The sequence below is a fragment of the Aliiroseovarius sp. CAU 1755 genome (genome assembly GCF_054482655.1).
Map to the genome: position 1 here is coordinate 321,252 of NZ_JBTLRH010000002.1, position 18,774 is coordinate 340,025.

Annotated in this window: 16 protein-coding genes and 1 tRNA gene; 6 read left to right on the plus strand and 11 right to left on the minus strand. The window is 59.5% G+C overall.

Annotated features, from left to right (window positions below; translation table 11 throughout):
* The first annotated feature begins 54 nt into the window (after positions 1-54).
* Positions 55-558, plus strand: a complete 504-nt coding sequence (locus ACXYMP_RS08750; RefSeq protein ID WP_298565585.1) for a DUF2478 domain-containing protein — start codon at positions 55-57, stop codon at positions 556-558.
* 50 nt (positions 559-608) lie between these two features.
* Here the strand turns inward: ACXYMP_RS08750 and ACXYMP_RS08755 are convergent, their stop codons facing one another.
* Both ACXYMP_RS08755 and ACXYMP_RS08760 read right to left on the minus strand, forming a co-directional pair.
* On the minus strand, positions 609-3,857 hold the full coding sequence (locus ACXYMP_RS08755; RefSeq protein ID WP_458905709.1) for an efflux RND transporter permease subunit: 3,249 nt from the start codon (positions 3,855-3,857) through the stop codon (positions 609-611).
* Entirely contained in the window at positions 3,850-4,857 is a 1,008-nt protein-coding gene (locus ACXYMP_RS08760) for an efflux RND transporter periplasmic adaptor subunit (RefSeq protein WP_298565583.1), read from the minus strand. The genes ACXYMP_RS08755 and ACXYMP_RS08760 overlap by 8 nt, the downstream gene beginning before the upstream one ends.
* Before the next feature lie 186 nt (positions 4,858-5,043).
* Between ACXYMP_RS08760 and ACXYMP_RS08765 the strand changes: the two genes are divergently transcribed.
* Positions 5,044-6,255 carry an NAD(P)/FAD-dependent oxidoreductase gene (locus ACXYMP_RS08765; RefSeq protein ID WP_458905711.1) on the plus strand — a complete coding sequence of 404 codons (1,212 nt, stop codon included), beginning with the start codon at positions 5,044-5,046 and terminating at the stop codon, positions 6,253-6,255.
* Between the two features lie 4 nt (positions 6,256-6,259).
* On the opposite strand, the gene trpA is transcribed toward ACXYMP_RS08765, so the two are convergent.
* Positions 6,260-7,051, minus strand: coding sequence for a tryptophan synthase subunit alpha (trpA, locus tag ACXYMP_RS08770; RefSeq protein WP_458905713.1), 792 nt, complete (start codon positions 7,049-7,051; stop codon positions 6,260-6,262).
* A gap of 60 nt (positions 7,052-7,111) precedes the next feature.
* Complete coding sequence (locus ACXYMP_RS08775) at positions 7,112-7,528, minus strand: VOC family protein (protein ID WP_298565577.1); 417 nt, start codon at positions 7,526-7,528, stop codon at positions 7,112-7,114.
* Between the two features lie 99 nt (positions 7,529-7,627).
* Between ACXYMP_RS08775 and ychF the strand changes: the two genes are divergently transcribed.
* On the plus strand, positions 7,628-8,725 hold the full coding sequence (gene ychF / locus ACXYMP_RS08780; protein WP_458905716.1) for a redox-regulated ATPase YchF: 1,098 nt from the start codon (positions 7,628-7,630) through the stop codon (positions 8,723-8,725).
* Between the two features lie 113 nt (positions 8,726-8,838).
* On the opposite strand, the gene ACXYMP_RS08785 is transcribed toward ychF, so the two are convergent.
* From ACXYMP_RS08785 to ACXYMP_RS08795, 3 genes are all read right to left on the minus strand, one after another.
* Positions 8,839-8,925 (minus strand) — tRNA-Leu (locus ACXYMP_RS08785).
* 71 nt (positions 8,926-8,996) lie between these two features.
* On the minus strand, positions 8,997-9,557 hold the full coding sequence (locus tag ACXYMP_RS08790; RefSeq protein WP_458905718.1) for a tetratricopeptide repeat protein: 561 nt from the start codon (positions 9,555-9,557) through the stop codon (positions 8,997-8,999).
* A 32-nt stretch (positions 9,558-9,589) separates the two neighbouring features.
* Positions 9,590-10,069, minus strand: coding sequence for an Lrp/AsnC family transcriptional regulator (locus ACXYMP_RS08795; RefSeq protein ID WP_298565571.1), 480 nt, complete (start codon positions 10,067-10,069; stop codon positions 9,590-9,592).
* 110 nt (positions 10,070-10,179) lie between these two features.
* On the opposite strand from ACXYMP_RS08795, the gene putA reads away from it, so the two are divergent.
* Both putA and ACXYMP_RS08805 read left to right on the plus strand, forming a co-directional pair.
* The gene (gene putA, locus ACXYMP_RS08800) at positions 10,180-13,638 is read left to right on the plus strand and encodes a bifunctional proline dehydrogenase/L-glutamate gamma-semialdehyde dehydrogenase PutA (RefSeq protein ID WP_458905720.1); all 3,459 of its coding nucleotides are present in this window, start codon (positions 10,180-10,182) and stop codon (positions 13,636-13,638) included.
* Between the two features lie 55 nt (positions 13,639-13,693).
* A complete protein-coding gene (locus ACXYMP_RS08805) occupies positions 13,694-14,443 on the plus strand; it encodes a rhomboid family intramembrane serine protease (protein ID WP_298566167.1) in 750 nt (249 codons plus the stop codon).
* 145 nt (positions 14,444-14,588) lie between these two features.
* On the opposite strand, the gene ACXYMP_RS08810 is transcribed toward ACXYMP_RS08805, so the two are convergent.
* The 3 genes from ACXYMP_RS08810 to ACXYMP_RS08820 form a co-directional block, all read right to left on the minus strand.
* Positions 14,589-14,789: a hypothetical protein gene (locus ACXYMP_RS08810; RefSeq protein ID WP_298565567.1), complete on the minus strand. Its 201-nt coding sequence runs from the start codon at positions 14,787-14,789 to the stop codon at positions 14,589-14,591.
* A 71-nt stretch (positions 14,790-14,860) separates the two neighbouring features.
* Entirely contained in the window at positions 14,861-15,649 is a 789-nt protein-coding gene (locus ACXYMP_RS08815) for an inositol monophosphatase family protein (RefSeq protein WP_298565565.1), read from the minus strand.
* Between the two features lie 70 nt (positions 15,650-15,719).
* Complete coding sequence (locus tag ACXYMP_RS08820) at positions 15,720-16,625, minus strand: LysR family transcriptional regulator (protein WP_298565564.1); 906 nt, start codon at positions 16,623-16,625, stop codon at positions 15,720-15,722.
* A gap of 101 nt (positions 16,626-16,726) precedes the next feature.
* Here ACXYMP_RS08820 and metF point away from each other — a divergent pair, with 101 nt between their 5' ends.
* Positions 16,727-17,593 carry a methylenetetrahydrofolate reductase [NAD(P)H] gene (metF, locus tag ACXYMP_RS08825; RefSeq protein ID WP_298565562.1) on the plus strand — a complete coding sequence of 289 codons (867 nt, stop codon included), beginning with the start codon at positions 16,727-16,729 and terminating at the stop codon, positions 17,591-17,593.
* Between the two features lie 21 nt (positions 17,594-17,614).
* Here the strand turns inward: metF and ACXYMP_RS08830 are convergent, their stop codons facing one another.
* Positions 17,615-18,754 (minus strand): type III PLP-dependent enzyme, encoded by a 1,140-nt coding sequence (locus ACXYMP_RS08830; protein WP_298565560.1) that lies wholly within the window; start codon positions 18,752-18,754, stop codon positions 17,615-17,617.
* Positions 18,755-18,774 lie beyond the last annotated feature (20 nt).

Below are 18,774 nucleotides of genomic sequence, written 5' to 3' on the forward strand. Positions count from 1 at the left end.
ACAAGCGGCGTATCGAAGGCCATCTGATAAGCCGTCTAGTGGAAGGGGTTTTTGATGAAGCTTGCCTATGTGATTGCACCGGGCCGGGGGCAAACCAACCTCTTGCTGGCGGGTGTGGCTGCGGCGTTGGGCCAGCGGGGTCTGTCGCTGTGTGGGACCGTTCAGTTGGACACGGAACGCGCCGAGGAACATCACTGCGATATGGACGTTTTGGTCTTGCCGGACGGGCCGAAGATCCGCATCAGCCAGTATCTTGGAGCGAACGCCCAAGGCTGCAAATTGAACCCCGACGCCTTGGAAACAGCCGTGGGCCAGACCGAGGACAGGGTGAAAGCTGGCGCTGACCTTCTGATCGTCAACAAGTTCGGCAAGCAAGAGGCCGAAGGGCGTGGATTTCGCGAAGCCATTGGAAGTGCGCTTCTTGCCGACATCCCCGCGATTATCGGTGTCAGCGAAGGGTCGCATGACGCCTTCAAGGCCTTTGTCGGCGAGGCAGAGCAGTTGGCACCTGAACATGACGCCGTGATGACCTGGGCAATCGACGCGACGGCCAAATAGAAAGGGCGCCGAACAGCGCCCTTCCCAGTCAACTGTGCGATTGTCGGACCTTAGGTGCGAAACACCCGGTAGATCGCGGGAATGACCAACACCGTCAGCAGGGTCGAACTGAGAAGCCCGAACAGAAGCGAAATCGCGAGCCCCTGAAAGATAGGGTCAGCCAAGATCACCACTGCACCGATCATCGCCGCGATCGCCGTCAACAGGATCGGTTTGAAGCGGATCGCGCCAGCTTCGATCAGGATCGACACCTTGTCCTGACGCGGGTCCGCATGCCGGATGAAGTCGACCAGAAGGATCGAATTGCGCACGATAATCCCCGCCAAGGCAATGAACCCGATCATTGATGTGGCCGAGAATGGCGCGGCAAACAGCCAATGCCCCACCATGATCCCAAGGAAGGTCAGCGGAATTGGGGTCAGGATCACAAGCGGAAGCTTGAATGACCCGAACTGCGCCACGACAAGGATATAGATCCCCAAAAGGGCCACCGCAAAGGCCGCGCCCATGTCACGGAACGTCACCCATGTGACCTCCCATTCGCCGTCCCAAAGAAGGGTGATGACGCTTTCATCCTCAGGCTGGCCATTCATTCGGATAACGGGCTTGGTGCCGTCTTCCCACTCCATCTGGTCCAACGCGTCAGCAACGGCGAGCATGCCGTAAAGCGGTGCCTCGAAATCGCCCGCCAGTTCCGCCATCACCATCTCTGTGGCGCGGCCGTTATGGCGAAAGATCGGGAAACTCGCGCGCTCTTCAACCAGCGAGATGACGTCGCCCAGTTCGACCACGCCGCGCGCACCCGGCAGCGTGTTTGCGGGGATCGGCGTGGACAAAAAGCGTTCATCAACCACCCGGTCGGCCTTGTCACGCCCCACCACGATCGGAATGGGATAGCGCCCGTCGCTGCGGTGCGAATAGCCGACCGTGGTCTGGGTGTTCAGCATGCCCAAGGTCGCGAATACGTCCTGTTCCTGAACGCCGTGGAATTCCAGCTGGTCGGATGAAATGGTTGCGCGGATCTTGCGTGGCTGGGTGCCGAACCCGTCATCGGTATCGACCACATAGGGAACGCTTTCAAACGCTTCACGGATCTTCAGCGCAGCCGCCCGGCGGGCGTCGGCCGTGGGTCCATACACCTCGGCCAGAAGCGTCGCGATGACCGGCGGACCGGGGGGCGGTTCGACAGTTTTCAGCGTCGTGCCCGGCGGAACATCCAGCGCCGCAATTCGGTCGCGGATCTCCAACGCAATATCATGGCTTTCGCGGTCGCGGTGGTGTTTGGCGGCCAGCATGATCTGCACATCGCCCATCTGCGGTTCTTCGCGCAGATAATAGTGACGCACCAACCCATTGAAGTTGAACGGGCTTGCTGTGCCGGCATGGGTCTCGACCGAGATCACCTCGGCCAGCTTCATCACTTCATGCGCGACAGATTGCGCGACGGCATCGGTGGCTTCAACCGAAGACCCTTCGGGCAGGTCGATCACCACGGACAGTTCGGACTTGTTGTCAAACGGCAAAAGCTTGACCGTCACGTCCTTCGTATACAGCAGTCCCAGCGATCCGAAGCTCAGCACCACCGAGACAAGAAGAAAGATCAGGCTGCGCGACTTGCTGGCCAGAATGGGCCGTGCGACCGCGGCATAGATAGCTCCCAGTCGACCCCCTTGAGGGCCTTCCTCGGCGTGATCATGGGCCGGCGCGTTGCCCGCGATCTTGATCATCAGCCATGGTGTGATGATCACCGCCACGAAAAAGGAAAAGATCATCGCAGCCGAGGCATTGGCCGGAATCGGGCTCATATAGGGGCCCATCAATCCCGACACGAACAGCATCGGCAAAAGGGCCGCAACCACGGTCAACGTGGCGACAATGGTGGGGTTGCCAACTTCAGCCACTGCACGCACGGCCTTGGTAACCCGATCGGCCTTGTCGCCCATCGCCCAATGGCGGGCGATGTTTTCGATCACAACGATGGCGTCATCGACCAAAATCCCGATGGAAAAGATCAACGCGAACAAGGACACTCGGTTCAGCGTATAGCCCATCACCCACGCCGCAAAGAGCGTCAGCAGAATGGTGACCGGGATCACAACCGCAACCACGATGCTTTCGCGCCAGCCAATGGCAAACAGCACAAGCCCGACGATCGACACCGTGGCAAGGCCGAGGTGGAACAATAGCTCGTTGGCTTTCTCGTCCGCGGTTTCGCCGTAGTCACGGGTGACGGTCACTTGCATGCTGTCAGGGATCAACGCGCCTTGCAGGGCGTCGACTTTGTGCAGAATGGCTTCTGCCACCACGACGGCGTTTGCGCCGGCGCGCTTCGCGATGGCCAATGTCACGGCCGGCGCCCGGATCAAGTCACCGGCACCGCCTGCGTGATCGTCACCATGCGCCCCACTTTCACGGCGGACCTGCGACACGATGCTGTCGGACATGTCTGGCACAAAGCTGACATCAGCCACGTCGCGCACATAGACCGCCCGCCCATCACGCGCGGTCAGCAACAAGTTGGCCACGTCGGCCGGGGCGCGCAGGGTTTCGCCCGCAACCAGCGTGACTTGCTCCCCCTTGTCGCGAACATAACCGGTTGAAAACGCGCGATTTGCCCCCTGAACCTTACCCGCCAGCTGTTGTAGGGTGATGCCATAGAGGGCCAGCTTTTCAGGGTCGGGCGCGATACGGATCGCTTCCGAACTGTCACCGACCAGATAGGTCAGCCCAACATCCTGGATCTTGGCAACCTCGTTTTGCAGCTCGCGCGCCACACGGGTCAGGTCGTTGGCCGTCACCGCGCCCTGTCCGTCGACCGGCGTCAGGGTCAGCGCCACGATGGCCACATCGTCGATACCACGCCCAACGATCAGAGGCTCTCCGATCCCGACGGGGATGCGGTCCATATTGGCGCGCACCTTGTCGTGCACCCGCAAGATCGCGGCGTCCGACGAGGTGCCAACAAGGAACCGTGCCGTCACCATCGAATAATCGTCGCGGGTCGAGCTATAGACATGCTCGACACCATTGATGCCCTTCACGATGGTCTCCATCGGTTCGGACACCAGCTTCACGGCATCTTCAGCACGCAAGCCCGGGGCTTGCATGTGAATATCCACCAGCGGGACCGAGATCTGGGGCTCTTCCTCACGTGGAAGGCTGGCCAGTGCGACAAGCCCAACGGCCAGCGCCGCCAGGATCATCAAGGGGGTCAGAGCAGATTGAATGAAGCCTTTGGTCAAAGCTCCGGCAAGGCCCAGCGCCGTATCGCTTGGCGGAGGGGTGCTTTTATCACTCATGGGTCGCAGCTCCGCTTGTGGGCTTGGCTTGCGCCAAAACCTGTTCGCCGGCGCTTAGCCCGGTCAGGATCTCGACCAGATCGACGCCATCAAGGGCGTGGTGTTCACCGGGCACGACCACACGATCCACTGCCGTTCCATCCGCGCCGACGACCGACACGAAATCGAGCCCCATGCGCGTCGCAACCGCTTCGACCGGCACGACCAATCCTTGTGTCTCACCGACAGGGAGCCGCACCAGAACGCGCGCATCTACGAAGTCTTCGCTCAGGTCTGACACCTTGACATCAGCAATCACGCGGCCGTTTTCGATTTGCGGATAGACCTTTGCAAGTTGCCCAGACACATCCGTCCCGTCATTGCCAATCATGATCTCGGCCCCTTCTTTCAGAAAGGCAGCATGACGTTCAGGGACGGCAAGACGCAAAAAGAACCCGCCACCACCGATCACGGCCACAGGTTCGCCCGGCATCACAACCGAACCGCGCGTTACTGGCACCGACAAAACAGTGCCCGCGATGGGGGCCAGCACGGCACCCTCGACCGCTTGTTGCTCAATGACACTCCGCTCGGCACGGGTTGCAGCGATCTGCCCCTTGACCACATCAACCTGCGTGCGCAACGCGTCCAGCCTTTGAGCCGTGGCGACCCCCCGTTCCACGAGGCTTTCGCCGCGCGTCAGTTCGCTTTGTGCGTTTTCCAGTTGCGCCTGAAGCGAGGTCAGCGTGGCGTCGATGGCCGTCAGTCGCAGGTCCAGCTTTGCGTCCGTCACAGTGGCCAGCAACGCGCCTTCGTCCACCCGCGCGCCTTCGGAGACAAGGATTTCGGTCAACGTGCCGCCCAGCCGCGAACGCGCAGGCACCATATCGGAGGCTTCGACCTTACCAAACACCGCTTTCCATTCTGTCAGTTGAACCGGCGCGACCGTGTATAGATCAGCCGCGTTGGCTGGCCCCGTCAGGCACAAAAGAGGGAGGGTCAAGATGATATCGCGCAGCATTGGGGTCTCCTTCAGCGGGCATTGCATCACTTCATATGCACATTTTTGAATGTTTATCAAGCGCAGCTATTTTTTATCTTTGCACCAAGTGCTTTGCAGCACCTTGACCCATGTCTAGTCTTTGACAGAAAACAGTCAAATAAACGTGCACATCTGTGCGCCTGATGCCAGGATCATCCATTGACCATGTCTCACCTCTCCCAGCACCCGGCGCGGACAAGTTATGATGTCGTGATCATTGGCGGCGCGATGATGGGTTCATCCGTTGCGTGGTGGCTTAGCCATTCGCCCGACTTCCAAGGTCGCATCTTGGTAGTCGAACGCGATCCGACCTATACGCAATGCTCAACCGCTCACACGAATTCCTGCATCCGCCAGCAGTTCAGCGAGGCGCTAAACGTGCGCATCTCGCAATTCACGGCCGAATTCATAAAGAACCTGCGTGCGAACATGGGGGGCGATTTGCGGGTCGATGACCTGTCGATCCAAGAATTTGGCTATCTGTATCTGGCCGACAGCGAACCCAAGGCCAACGCATTGCGTGCGGCACAAGTGATGCAAAACGGCCTTGGCGCACGCACACGTATCATGACCAAGCATGACCTGGCGCGCGACTTCCCGTTCTATCAGCTCGACGACATCCTTCTGGGCAGCCACGGCACGCGCGACGAAGGCTACTGGGATGGCGGGGCACTGTTTGACTGGTTTCGGCGCAAGGCCGTCGCGGCAGGCGTTGAATATGTGAATGCCGAGGTCACTGGGATCGAGGCAACGCAAGCTCAGGTGACATCGGTAGCGCTCTCCTCTGGGCGAACGCTGTCATGCGGCCATTTGGTGAACGCCGCAGGCCCGCGCGCCAACCATGTGGCGCAATTGGCTGGTCTGGACATACCCGTTGAGCCGCGAAAGCGTTTCACTTGGGTTGTGAAGGCTGAACACCCGTTAGATCACGAATTGCCGCTGACCATCGACCCATCCGGCGTGCACATCCGCCAGGATGGACCCGAAACCTATATGATCGGCGCGCGCCCTGGCCCTGATCCGGCGGTCGACCCGGCTGATTTCCACATGGATCACAGCCTGTGGGAAACCCATGTCTGGCCCATCGTTGCGACACGCATACCACAATTCGAAGCGCTGCGGATCGTGACCGAATGGGCGGGGCATTATGCGTATAACACGCTGGATCAGAACGCGATTCTTGGACCGCATAGCGAGGTCCGAAACTTCTACTTCATCAACGGGTTTTCCGGCCACGGGCTGCAGCAAGCCCCTGCCATGGGGCGTGGTCTGGCCGAGTTGATCACCACCGGCAGATTTCAAACCTTGGACCTAAGCCCCTTCGGCTATGACCGGATCGCGGCTCACCGCCCATTTGGCGAAAGCGCAGTGATCTAGGCGTCTAGCCCCGATGCGCCCCGTCGGACAGCGTTTTCACGAAAGCCAGCACATCCGCGACGGGTTCGCCTGCCGCAATTTTGGACACGATCGCGCTGCCCACCACCGTGCCGTCCGCGATGCTTGCGATCGCCTCGGCCTTTTCAGGTGTGTTCACGCCGAAGCCAACGATCACGGGGATATCTGTGGCCGCCTTGATGCGCGCGACCTCTGGCCCGACATTGGTCGCCTGCGCTTCGGCAGCCCCGGTAACACCCGTCACCGACACGTAATAAACGAAGCCAGAGGTATTCTGGAGCACCTTCGGCAACCGCTTGTCATCGGTGGTTGGCGTCGCCAGCCGGATGAAGTTCAACCCGGCCTTCTGCGCCGGGATGCAAAGCTCGTCATCTTCTTCAGGCGGTAGATCGACAACAATCAGCCCATCCACGCCCGCGGCCTTTGCATCCACCAGGAACTTGTCCACACCGCGACTATAGATCGGGTTGTAGTAGCCCATCAGAACAATCGGGGTCGTATCGTCGCCCTTGCGAAACGTGGCCACCATATCCAGCGTCTTTTGCAGGGTCATGCCGCCGTCAAGCGCACGTTGGCCTGCCAACTGGATCGTCGGCCCATCCGCCATCGGGTCGGTAAACGGCACGCCAAGTTCGATGATATCGACACCTGCCGCAGGCAGTCCCTTCATCACCTCAAGCGAGGTCGCCATGTCGGGATCCCCGCCCATGATGTAGCTGACAAACGCCTTCTGACCCTTTTCGGCCAAGGCAGCAAACTTCGCATCAATCCGGGTCATCATCCGTCCTTTGTCATGTTCAGAACCGATGTGCCGAATACGGGCGGGAAAATCAATGGGTCACTCGTAGTCGCTGTCCGCCATGATCATCCAACGCACCCCGAACTTGTCGGTCAGCGTGCCGAAAAGCGGCGTCCAGAACATCTCGCTCAGCGGCATCCGCACGTCACCCCCATCGGCCAAGGCATTGAAGACCCGCTTGGTTTCGGCCTCGTCCGGCAGGGAAAGGCAAACATTGCAGCCGGCCATTTCCGGTGTTTCGCCGCTTGGGTCGTCGCTGGCAAACAGCATACCGTCACCGATTGCCACGCTTGCGTGCATGACAGCATCATCCGGCACGCCGGGCATCTGGTTGCGATCTTCCTCTGGCATATCCTTGAAGGACATGATTTCGGGCGAGCTGCCAAAAATCTCAGCGTAGCGCGTGACGGCGTCACGACATTTGTCTTTAAAGAACACATAGGGAATGGGCTGCATGGCAAAGCTCCTCTGTTGCGCGTCTCGCCACTTCACCACGCTTGCGCCCATCCTGTCAAAGCCCTAGAACGCCCCGAACACTGAATGACGGAGGCCGTGATGGGTTTCAAGATGGGCATCGTTGGTCTGCCGAATGTCGGCAAGTCGACCCTTTTCAACGCACTGACCAAGACCGCAGCTGCGCAGGCGGCGAACTTTCCGTTCTGCACGATCGAGCCCAATGTGGGCGAGGTGAACGTGCCGGATGACCGGTTGGACAAACTGGCCGCCATCGCCGGGTCGAAAGAGATCATTCCGACCCGCATGACCTTCGTTGATATCGCGGGGCTGGTGAAGGGCGCCTCCAAAGGTGAAGGGCTGGGCAACCAGTTTCTGGCCAACATCCGCGAGGTGGATGCCATCGCCCACGTCCTGCGCTGCTTTGACGACGGCGACGTGACCCATGTCGAAGGCCGGGTGAACCCGGTTGAAGACGCCGCGGTGATCGAAACGGAACTGATGCTGGCCGATCTGGAAAGCATTGAAAAACGCCTGCAAAACATCGTGCGCAAGGTGCGCGGCGGAGACAAAGAGGCAGTTCAGCAAGAACGCCTTCTGCGCGCCGCTATGGAAGTGTTGGAAAAAGGCGAACCCGCCCGCACCGTTGATGTGGACGACGAGGACCGCAAGGCATGGAATATGCTGCAACTTCTGACCTCCAAGAAAATCCTGTATGTCTGCAACGTCAACGAAAGCGATGCGGCCAGCGGCAACGCCTATTCGCAAGCGGTCGAGAAGATGGCCGCAGAACAGGGCGCGGCCTCGGTCGTGATCTCAGCCAAGATCGAGGAAGAGATCAGCCAGCTTGACGCAGACGACATGGAAATGTTTTTGGAAGAGCTGGGGCTGAAAGAAGCCGGACTGGACCGCCTGATCCGCGCCGGATACGAACTGCTGCACTTGGAAACCTATTTCACCGTTGGCCCGAAAGAGGCCCGCGCCTGGACCATCCGCGAAGGCACCCGCGCGCCGCAGGCGGCCGGCGTCATCCACGGCGATTTTGAACGCGGCTTCATCCGGGCAGAGACCATCGCCTATGACGACTACATTGCCCTGGGTGGCGAAGGTGGCGCGAAAGAAGCAGGCAAAATGCGGGCGGAAGGCAAAAGCTACGAAGTGAAAGACGGCGACGTCCTGCACTTCCTGTTCAACGCCTGATCCAACACATATGTCGAAAATATGAAAGCCGGGGCGCGTCGGTCCGGCTTTCTTGGCGCAGAAAAGTCGCAAAAGTGATAGCTATCGCCGTCACCATTCAGGGCTGGGTGGGGTGGTGCGGGCGGTGGGAGTCGAACCCACACGGGCACAAGGCCCAACAGATTTTAAGTCTGGTATGTCTACCATTCCATCACGCCCGCGCCGGGCGGGGCAAGCCCCTGCCCTTCCCTACAATCAAAGAATTGCTGACGCAATCAACCAGTTGCATGCCTCAAAGCGCCGTCCCCTTTGGTTTGGCCAGCATGCGGCGTTCAGGGATCCAAGGGTTGAGCGTCAAAGCAGCGCGCAAGCTTTCCTGAGCGGCCTCGCGCCGCCCCAAAGCATGAAGCGTCAAAAACTTACCTGACAAGGCCGCGACGTGACGTGGATTGCGCATCAAGGCGGCATCCAGATCGCCCAGCGCGGATTGATAATCGCCCTGCAAAAAGTTGGCAAACGCGCGCTGATTATAACCTTCTGCATAGTCCGGGCAGTAGTCGACCAAGTCAGACAAGGCCTGCGTGGCGGCTTCATGGTCGCCAAGCCGGATCTTCGCACGCCCATCGTCCAGCAGCGCCTGCGCCTTCGCATCGGGGGCACGGGTCCACAAAAGCCACATCCCATTGACGGCGGGTCGCGCCTCGCCTTCGTTACGGGCTTGTTGAACCAGCGAGAATAATACATCCATCTGGTCGCGAATGTCGGGCGGGCGCGGGCATGCCTGAGCTGTCGCGGCAATGGGAAACGCCAAAACCGCAGACAGGAAAAACGATATGAAACCAGCCCGTATCATGGCCTATTTTGCTCTCGAACACCTTGATCGGGTCAAGTCACAACCCTGTGTCCATCGTCTTTGACCGCCTGCATCACCACATGTGTCGAACTTTGCGCCACATGCGGCAGTGACGATATCGCTTCGCCAAGCACCCGACGAAAATCGCGCATATCATGGGTGCGCACCTTCAAAAGATAGTCGAAATGGGCCGCCAGCATGTGACATTCTTCAACTTCGGGAATTTGCGCGACTTGCGCGTTGAACGCCCTGAGCGCCGTTTCGCGAGTGTCTGACAGCTTCACTTCGACAAAGGCGACGTGATCGCGACCAAGCCGGATCGGATCAATGTCCGCCCGATAGCCAGTAATCACGCCCTCAGCCTCCAGCCGCCTGACCCGCGCCTGCGTCGGGGATTTCGACAACCCGATCCGCCGCGCCAAATCGGTGATAGAAATCCGTCCGTCCCCCGACAGCACATCCAGAATCTTCTGATCAAGCCGGTCCATCTCGACTTGCTTTCTTTCCCGCATATCTGCCTCCAAACAGGTCATATTAACTGTGTCCAGACAATATTCAGGAATACCGCTAGGCTAATTCGGAATATCATAGGGGAAACGTGAACATCAATGGGATCTGCGAAATGACTGATTCTTTGCGCCAGAACATCGACCGCCTCGCCTACACGGACGAAGAAAGCCACATTCAAACGCTTGTCCGGTCAGCCGGGCTGACGGCCGATGACCGCGCGCGGATCGCCGCGCGTGGCGCTGACCTTGTGCGCGCCATCCGCGCGTCGTCTGATCCGGGCATGATGGAGGTCTTTTTGGCCGAATATGGCCTGTCGACCGACGAGGGCATCGCGCTCATGTGTCTCGCCGAAGCCCTTTTGCGGGTTCCAGATGCAGAAACCATCGACGCGCTGATCGAAGACAAGATCGCGCCCAGCGACTGGGGCAAGCATCTTGGGCGGTCATCGTCTTCGCTGGTGAACGCTTCGACTTGGGCGCTTTTGGTCACCGGCAAGGTGCTGGATGAACGCGAACCCGGCATCGCCGGTGCGCTGCGCGGCGCAGTCAAACGACTGGGCGAACCTGTCATCCGCACCGCAGTTGGTCGTGCAATGAAGGAAATGGGTAACCAGTTTGTCTTGGGCGAGACCATTGGCAACGCGATGAAACGCGGTGCAAAGATGGAGGCGAAAGGCTTCACCTATTCCTATGATATGCTGGGCGAAGCTGCGCTGACCGATGATGATGCCCGGCGGTATCAAATGTCCTATGCCAAGGCAATTTCCGAGATCGCAGGCGCCTGTAAATCAAAAGATATCCGTGCAAATCCCGGCATTTCCGTCAAGCTGTCGGCATTGTTCCCACGCTATGAACGCGCCCAGCGCGACCGGGTGATGGCGACACTCGTGCCACGCGTCTCTGCCCTTGCGCACTTGGCGAAATCGGCGGGCATGGGCTTCAATATCGACGCCGAAGAAGCAGATCGTTTGCAAATCTCGCTGGACGTGATCGAAGCTGTGCTCAGCGACAAGGCACTGGCCGGGTGGGACGGGTTCGGCGTCGTCGTGCAGGCTTATGGCCAACGAGCGGGCGCTGTCATTGACTGGCTTCACGCATTGGCCCAGCGACTGGACCGCAAGATCATGGTCCGTCTGGTCAAAGGCGCTTATTGGGACACCGAAATCAAGCGCGCACAGGTCGAAGGGCTGGACGCGTTTCCGGTTTTCACCCGCAAAGTGGCCACCGATGTCAGCTATATCACCAATGCGCGCAAACTGCTGTCGTTGACAGATCGCATCTATCCGCAGTTTGCGACGCATAACGCCCATACAGCGGCCGCCATTCTGGACATTGCGCATAGTTCGGGCGTGGACGCGCGTGGGTATGAATTCCAACGCTTGCACGGCATGGGCGAGCGTTTGCATCAGATCATCATGGACGAGAACGGCACCCGTTGCCGTATCTACGCCCCAGTCGGCGCACATCGAGACTTGCTGGCCTATCTTGTGCGCCGCCTTCTTGAAAATGGCGCCAACAGCTCGTTTGTAAACCAGATCGTTGACGAAAGCGTCACGCCCGAAGAGGTCGCAGCCTGCCCGTTCGACGCGCTCGATCACCCCGCGCCGCATGTTCCGACCGGACCAGAGTTGTTCGGCGCGAGAAAGAACTCGATGGGGCTGGACCTGACTTATGAGCCGCATCTTGAAAGGATCGATGCGGCACGCGGCAAACACTATTCTACGTCGTTCAAGGCCGCGCCGCTGATCGCATCCACGCCGAAGGGTGGCCAAGTCGTATCCGTCACCAACCCTGCCGATGGCAGCCCGGTCGGCAAGATCACATGGGCAAGCGCCGAAGACGTGTCGGCAGCCCTTGGCGCGGCCACCCGTTGGAATGCAAGCCCTGACGACCGCGCCAAGGTGCTGAACCGCGCTGCCGATCTGTATGAGGATCATCTCGGCACCTTCTTCGCCCTGTTGGCCCGCGAGGCTGGCAAGACTTTGCCCGACTGCATGGGAGAGCTGCGTGAAGCCGTTGATTTCATTCGCTACTATGCCAGCCGCATCCCGCTGCTTTCGCGCGATGCTTGTGGGGTTTTCGCCTGTATCTCGCCCTGGAACTTCCCGCTGGCCATCTTTACCGGCCAGATCGCCGGAGCCTTGGCGGCGGGCAATGGTGTGGTGGCCAAACCGGCCGAGCAAACCGGGATCATCGCGTATGAGGCCGTGAAGCTGCTGCACAAGGCCGGTGTGCCGCGCGAGGTGCTTCAGCTGTTGCCCGGTGATGGGGCGACGGTCGGCGCAGCCGTTACGTCGGATGCACGCATCAGTGGCGTGGCCTTCACCGGCTCGACCGAAACCGCACTGGTAATTCGGCGCGCGATGGCCAAGCATCTGTCACCCGCAGCCCCGTTGATTGCCGAAACCGGCGGGCTGAATGCCATGATCGTTGACAGCACCGCGCTGCCGGAACAGGCCGTGCGCGACATTGTCGCGTCAAGCTTTCAGTCGGCAGGTCAACGTTGCTCTGCGCTGCGCTGCCTTTACGTGCAAGATGACATCGCGGACGCCATGACCGAAATGCTGATCGGCGCGATGGATGCGCTTTCACCCGCCGACCCTTGGGATTTGTCATCGGACCTTGGCCCCGTCATCGACCAAGAGGCGCAAGACGGGATTCAAGCCTATGTCGACACCGCCCGCGCCGAAGGCCGATTGCTGCACGAGCTTTCGGCCCCACAAACGGGGCATTTCATCGCCCCTGCCCTGATCCGCATCGACGGCATTCACCAGATGGAACGCGAAATCTTTGGACCGGTCCTGCATATCGCCCGGTTCAAATCCGAAGACCTTGACGCCGTGATCGATGCGGTGAACGCCACGGGCTATGGCCTGACATTCGGCCTGCACACGCGGATCGACGACCGGGTGCAGCACGTGGTTGAGCGTATCCATGTCGGCAATGCCTATGTGAACCGCAACCAAATTGGGGCCATCGTCGGGTCGCAACCCTTTGGGGGAGAGGGCCTTTCAGGCACTGGCCCCAAAGCGGGCGGACCATGCTATATGGACCGGTTCTGCGCACCGGCGCCTTCGCCTGTTTCCGGTGCGGATGACAAAACGGCTCCGCCTGACGCAGCCGCCTTGTCTGCCAGCATAGCGGCAGCAACCGCGGACCTTGTTCTTGGCTCAGAACGGCTGCCCGGCCCGACCGGAGAGTTGAACCAGCTGTCAACACACACCCGCGACCCTTTCGTCTGCCTTGGACCCGGACAAGCTGTGGCAACGCGCCAGAAAGCCGACATCGAAGCCCTTGGTGGGCGGGCTGTCGTTGCACCGAACCTCAGCGCTGAGGCGCTTGGCGATCTGAACGGCATCGGTGGTGCGGTCTATTGGGGCGATGCACAGACCGCACGCGCCTTGGTGACGGCGCTCGCAGCGCGCGACGGCGCGATTTTGCCTTTGATCACCGGTGCAATAACTGCAGAAGTCGTCACCCACGAACGGCATCTCTGTGTCGACACCACGGCCTCGGGTGGCAATGCCGAGCTTCTGCTGATGTCGCAGCCGCCTGATCTGGCCGCACAATAGACCACAGCGCAAGCCTATGCTTGACCCGGTGCATCGCATCGGGTCAAGTCAGCCAATGTTCCCGATCCGTGATCACAACCCGTCTGAGCGCACCCCTTATGTCACTTATGGGCTGATCGCGGCCAACCTGATCGTGTTTGCGATGATGTGGCCGCTTTATAGCGACGAGGCTGCCGCCGGTGCCGTCTTCCAGCGGTTTGGGATTATACCCCTGCGCCTGATGTCCGGCGACGGATTCGAGACGATCCTGACCTCGATGTTTCTTCATGCAGGGTTTCTGCATTTCGCGGGCAATATGCTATTTCTGTATATCTTCGGCGACAACCTTGAAGATGTTCTTGGGCATGTCAGATTCGCCGTTTTCTATGCCATCTCGGGGCTTGGCGCGGCGCTGTTGCAAATCGGTGCCGACGTCACAAGCCCCGTGCCCATGGTTGGCGCATCGGGTGCCATTGCAGGCGTAATGGGGGGCTATCTGCTTTTGTTTCCGCGCGCCCGTGTCGATGTGCTGTTCATCATCGTCATCATTTTCAGGGTCGTTCCGTTCCCAGCCTGGCTGATGCTACTGATCTGGTTCGCGCTTCAGGTCGTAAATGGCGCGCTGAGCCTGTCGCAGGTCGGTGGCGGCGTCGCATATTGGGCGCATGCCGGGGGCTTCATCGCTGGGTTTTTATTCGTGCTGCCTGTTTGGAAGGGGTTGGGAGGGACGGCCTATTGGGCCAGAACGGACGGCCACCCGGACCATCCGGAAACGCGTTATCGGCTGGACCGAACCAGCGTGCCGACCGTCTATCGACGTAAATAGATGGAATGCCCACGCGCCGCATTTAACGACGCCAATCGACAGCGCAAAACACTGCTTGTCGCATAAAGCGCATCTTGCCGTGTCAGGACACCCACCCCGGAAACCTTCCGAAGCACCAATCAGCTCCTAGCATCGGTGACGTGCCTTAGCCGCCAATCGTCATGTTTGACAAGGAACTGCTGACCCTGTCAGCAAATCCCGGGATGTTGCCAGTCACAATAAACATGCTGATCATCCCCAAAAACAATATTGTAGCGGTCAGGACGATCCAATCGACGGTGACAGCACCGTCCTCATCCCGAAACAAATCAGCCAATTGGCATTTAATATATAAAATACGTTCCATAGGCTCTTTTCACCTGACTTTCAGGCAGGAATGTGACCTTCAAACGTCTTTTTGCAGAAAACACTTCTATTTCAGGCGCCCCGAACAAGCTTTGCGAACTTGTCGAAAATGGCTTCGTTGCTTGCGATGACTTCCCCGTCAGCAAGCACATTTTTGCCCGGCGTGATCGGTTCGATGAAGCCGCCGGCTTCGCGCACGATGATCAGCCCCGCGGCCATATCCCATGCATTCAGGCGCCGCTCCCAATACCCATCATACCGCCCGGCCGCTACATACGCGAGATCAAGCGCCGCCGATCCATACCGGCGCACGCCAGAGCACGACGGCAGGATGCGCGCAAGATCCTGGATCGTTTCCGGCAAATCCGACCGCCCCCCGAAGGGCAATCCGGTCGCAAACAGGCTTTCGATCAACCGCGCGCGGCCCGAAACCCGCAGGCGGCTTTGGTTCAGCCAGGCGCCTTTGCCTTTTTCGGCGACGAACATCTCGTCCTTGGCGGCGTCAAAGATGACGCCTGCGACGACCTCGCCCTTGTGCTCAAGACCGATGGACACCGCCCAATGTGGCAGTCCGTGCAAGAAATTCGTCGTGCCGTCCAGAGGGTCAACAATCCAGCGCCGCGTCGGGTCTTTGCCTTCGATCGCTTCGCTTTCCTCTGCCAGCCAGCCGTAGTTGGGTCGCGCTTCCATAAGCTCATCACGGATGATCTTTTCGGCCGCAATATCCGCTTTTGAGACGAAATCACCGGCCCCCTTCATCGAGACTTGCAGGTTCTCGACTTCACGGAAGTCTTTCACAAGGCTGCGACCCGCCATTCGGGCAGCCTTGATCATCACATTCAGATTTGCACTGCCTTCCATGGGGCGCTCCTATCTTCTCAGACGGCGCGTATACGCGCAGACGCCTTGTTTGCCAAGTCGGTTTAGCGGCTCAACTGCGTTGGCGTTTTACCGGCTCCGATCGACACAGCCGGATCATATGGGCGACATAGGGCACCATCGTGTCTTCGTCGCGTGTCGCCGCATACATCCGCTTGGACAGCCCGTTTGGTGTCAGCGGTCTTGTCACGAAATCCGAATTATCCGCGACCTTGCGCAAAACCCAATCCGGCAACACCGCCACACCACGCCCAGCGGCGACAAGCATCAAGATGACCTCGGTCATCTCGACCTGCCGAACAGCGCGCGGTTCAACCCGCGCAGGCGTTAACAAACCAGTGAAAACATCGGTTTTTGAACGGTCTACGGGATAGGTCAGCAACAGCTCTTCCTCGAAGTCTTCGGCTTCGATGTGATCGTGTTGCGCCAAGGGGTGCGCGGCAGCCGCGACAAATCTGGGTTCATAGTCAAACAGCGGTGAAAAAGTAACCCCGGGCAACGCCACCGGGTCCGACGAAATGACAAAGTCGATTTCTTCGCGCCGGAGGGCTTCCAGCGCATCGAAAGCCAGTCGCTGACGGATGTCCAGATCGACCTCGGGCCAGGCGTGGCGCAACTGGTCCAGCACCGGAAACAACCAGTCAAAGCAGGCGTGACATTCGATCGCGATGTGAAGGCGACCAGAACGACCGGATTTGAGCGCCCGAAATTCCTCCTCAAGCCGTGCGACTTCGGGCAGGACCATTTCGGCAAGGCGCAACATCTTCATACCTGCCGGGCTAAGCCGCATGGGTTTTGTGCGTCGGTGGAACAGCTCCATCCCGACCTGATCTTCCAGTCCCTTGATCTGGTGGCTCAGGGCTGACTGCGTGATGTGCAGGGTGTCTGCTGCGCGCGCCAAGCTGCCAGATTGGTGAATGGCACGGATTGTGCGCAGATGCCTAAATTCCAGATACATGTATGAGGCTCATGTTAAATGTGAGTAATATGAATTTGTCTCACAAACCAAAAACAGGCACAAGGGGCCATCCGATTAACGAGTCGCAATCCGAGGCCACCATGATCACGCCAAACATCTCTTTCGAATTCTTCCCGCCACAATCCTTGGACGCCTCATTCCGACTTTGGGAAACCGTTCGTGAATTGGCACCGCTGGATCCCGGCTTTGTGTCCGTCACTTACGGCGCGGGCGGCACGACCCGAGAGCTGACCCATGACGCAGTGGGCACGATCCACAAGCATTATGGCCTGAATGTCGCCGCGCATCTGACCTGCGTCGACGCCTCGCGCGAAGAAACAATGGAAATCGCCAACGGCTATGCCGCCGAAGGCGTGCGCGAAATCGTGGCCCTGCGCGGCGATCCCCCCAAAGGAAGCGCTGGCTTTGTGCCGCACCCTGACGGCTTTGCCTCATCGGTCGAACTGATCGAGGCACTGGCAGATACTGGGGACTTCCACCTTCGTGTCGGCGCCTATCCCGACCCCCACCCTGAAAGCGGCAGCATGGACGACAATGTTGCATGGCTGAAACGCAAGGTCGACGCAGGCGCTGGATCGGCAATCACTCAATTCTTCTTCGAAGCAGACACGTTTTTCCGGTTTCGCGACAAGTGCGAACGGGCCGGCATCACCGTGCCGATCATTCCGGGCATTCTGCCGATCGAGAACTGGAAAGGTGTGCGCAAGTTTGCGGAACGCTGCGGTGCGACGGTTCCGGCGTGGCTTGATGACGCGTTTGACAAAGCCAACCGCGACAACCGCGAAGACCTGCTGGCAACAGCACTGTGCAGCGAGTTGTGCTCGGACCTGATTGATGGCGGCGTAGAGGACCTGCACTTTTACACGCTGAACAAGCCGGCTCTGACACGCGATGTCGCGCGCGCGCTGGGGATCACCCCACGCGTCACGCTTCAAGACGTCGCATAAGGCGCGTCGCGGCGCGGCGGATTACAGTCCGGCGTGCTGCACCGTCACCAGTTCAAGCACCCCGTAGCCATTGAAGCGGGTCACGGTCGCCATGCTATAGGCGCCCATTCCGGCAAACAGCACATAGTCCTCTTCCGCCAGATCAGCAGGCAAAGCCAACGGATGAGGCAGCTGGTCAATTGAGTCGCAGGTCGGACCGAACACCACACGCGGCGTGGCGATACCCTGGTGCGCTTTACCCTTCGGTGTAACGGTAACAATCCGGTCCGGCACCCCAATCGAAGGCGCCTCGGACAAGGCGCCATATATCCCGTCGTTCAGAAAGACGGCCCCGTCTTCGCGGATCGATTTGACCTGCGTGGCAAGGGTGAAGGCCTCGGCCACCATCGCGCGACCGGGTTCACAAACCAAACGCGGCACGTCGGCACCAAAGGCGCTTTGCGCCGTGTTGTGGATCGCATCGAAGATCGCTTCAAGATCCGGTGCAACGCCACGGTCGGCGGCAAATCCGCCACCGACATTCAACCGGGCCAGCCGCACACCAGCTTTCTTCGCCACGTCAGCGCAGGTCACAATATAAGTGGACCACGCTGCGGGCTCGGCACATTGGGTGCCGGGGTGAAAAGTCATCGACGGGGTATAGCCCGCTTGGGCGACCTCTTTCAAAAGCGCGATCGCATCTTCCGTATCAGCCCCGAACTTCGCACCGAAATGATAGGCCGCCCCCGCAACGGGAAGCCGCAAACGCACCGCAACCTCGATGCCTTTCGGGGCGACTTGGGCTTGCAGCTTGCGAAATTCATGAGGCGCATCCACGGAATAGGATTTGACGCCCAGCGCGACCGCCTCGGCGATCTCGGCCCGCGACCGGACGGGGTTGTTGTAGTGCATCACTGCATCGGGTGACACGGCGCGCAGCGCATGCATTTCCTCGGGGCTTGCGACATCGAATGCGCTGATCCCGGCCGCAACAAGATTTTCCAGAACGACACGGCTATCATTCGCTTTGACAGCATATGTCACCAGCCCGTCAAACCCGTCGATGAAACGGCGCGCCGTTGCCTGCAGGGTCGCAGGCGCAAAATACAGCACGGGCCGGGATGGCGTTTCGGTTTTCAGATGGGACAAGGCTGTCAGCCAGATCGAGGGTTGCCTGCTCATGTTTGCTCGCTTTTTGGTCT

Bases quoted from the DNA above. Each gene is read 5' to 3' on its own strand.
- ACXYMP_RS08750 (WP_298565585.1), top strand. From the start codon at position 55: ATGAAGCTTGCCTATGTGATTGCACCGGGCCGGGGGCAAACCAACCTC.
- ACXYMP_RS08755 (WP_458905709.1), bottom strand. From the start codon at position 3,857: ATGAGTGATAAAAGCACCCCTCCGCCAAGCGATACGGCGCTGGGCCTT.
- ACXYMP_RS08760 (WP_298565583.1), bottom strand. From the start codon at position 4,857: ATGCTGCGCGATATCATCTTGACCCTCCCTCTTTTGTGCCTGACGGGG.
- ACXYMP_RS08765 (WP_458905711.1), top strand. From the start codon at position 5,044: ATGTCTCACCTCTCCCAGCACCCGGCGCGGACAAGTTATGATGTCGTG.
- trpA (WP_458905713.1), bottom strand. From the start codon at position 7,051: ATGACCCGGATTGATGCGAAGTTTGCTGCCTTGGCCGAAAAGGGTCAG.
- ACXYMP_RS08775 (WP_298565577.1), bottom strand. From the start codon at position 7,528: ATGCAGCCCATTCCCTATGTGTTCTTTAAAGACAAATGTCGTGACGCC.
- ychF (WP_458905716.1), top strand. From the start codon at position 7,628: ATGGGTTTCAAGATGGGCATCGTTGGTCTGCCGAATGTCGGCAAGTCG.
- ACXYMP_RS08790 (WP_458905718.1), bottom strand. From the start codon at position 9,557: ATGATACGGGCTGGTTTCATATCGTTTTTCCTGTCTGCGGTTTTGGCG.
- ACXYMP_RS08795 (WP_298565571.1), bottom strand. From the start codon at position 10,069: ATGCGGGAAAGAAAGCAAGTCGAGATGGACCGGCTTGATCAGAAGATT.
- putA (WP_458905720.1), top strand. From the start codon at position 10,180: ATGACTGATTCTTTGCGCCAGAACATCGACCGCCTCGCCTACACGGAC.
- ACXYMP_RS08805 (WP_298566167.1), top strand. From the start codon at position 13,694: ATGTTCCCGATCCGTGATCACAACCCGTCTGAGCGCACCCCTTATGTC.
- ACXYMP_RS08810 (WP_298565567.1), bottom strand. From the start codon at position 14,789: ATGGAACGTATTTTATATATTAAATGCCAATTGGCTGATTTGTTTCGG.
- ACXYMP_RS08815 (WP_298565565.1), bottom strand. From the start codon at position 15,649: ATGGAAGGCAGTGCAAATCTGAATGTGATGATCAAGGCTGCCCGAATG.
- ACXYMP_RS08820 (WP_298565564.1), bottom strand. From the start codon at position 16,625: ATGTATCTGGAATTTAGGCATCTGCGCACAATCCGTGCCATTCACCAA.
- metF (WP_298565562.1), top strand. From the start codon at position 16,727: ATGATCACGCCAAACATCTCTTTCGAATTCTTCCCGCCACAATCCTTG.
- ACXYMP_RS08830 (WP_298565560.1), bottom strand. From the start codon at position 18,754: ATGAGCAGGCAACCCTCGATCTGGCTGACAGCCTTGTCCCATCTGAAA.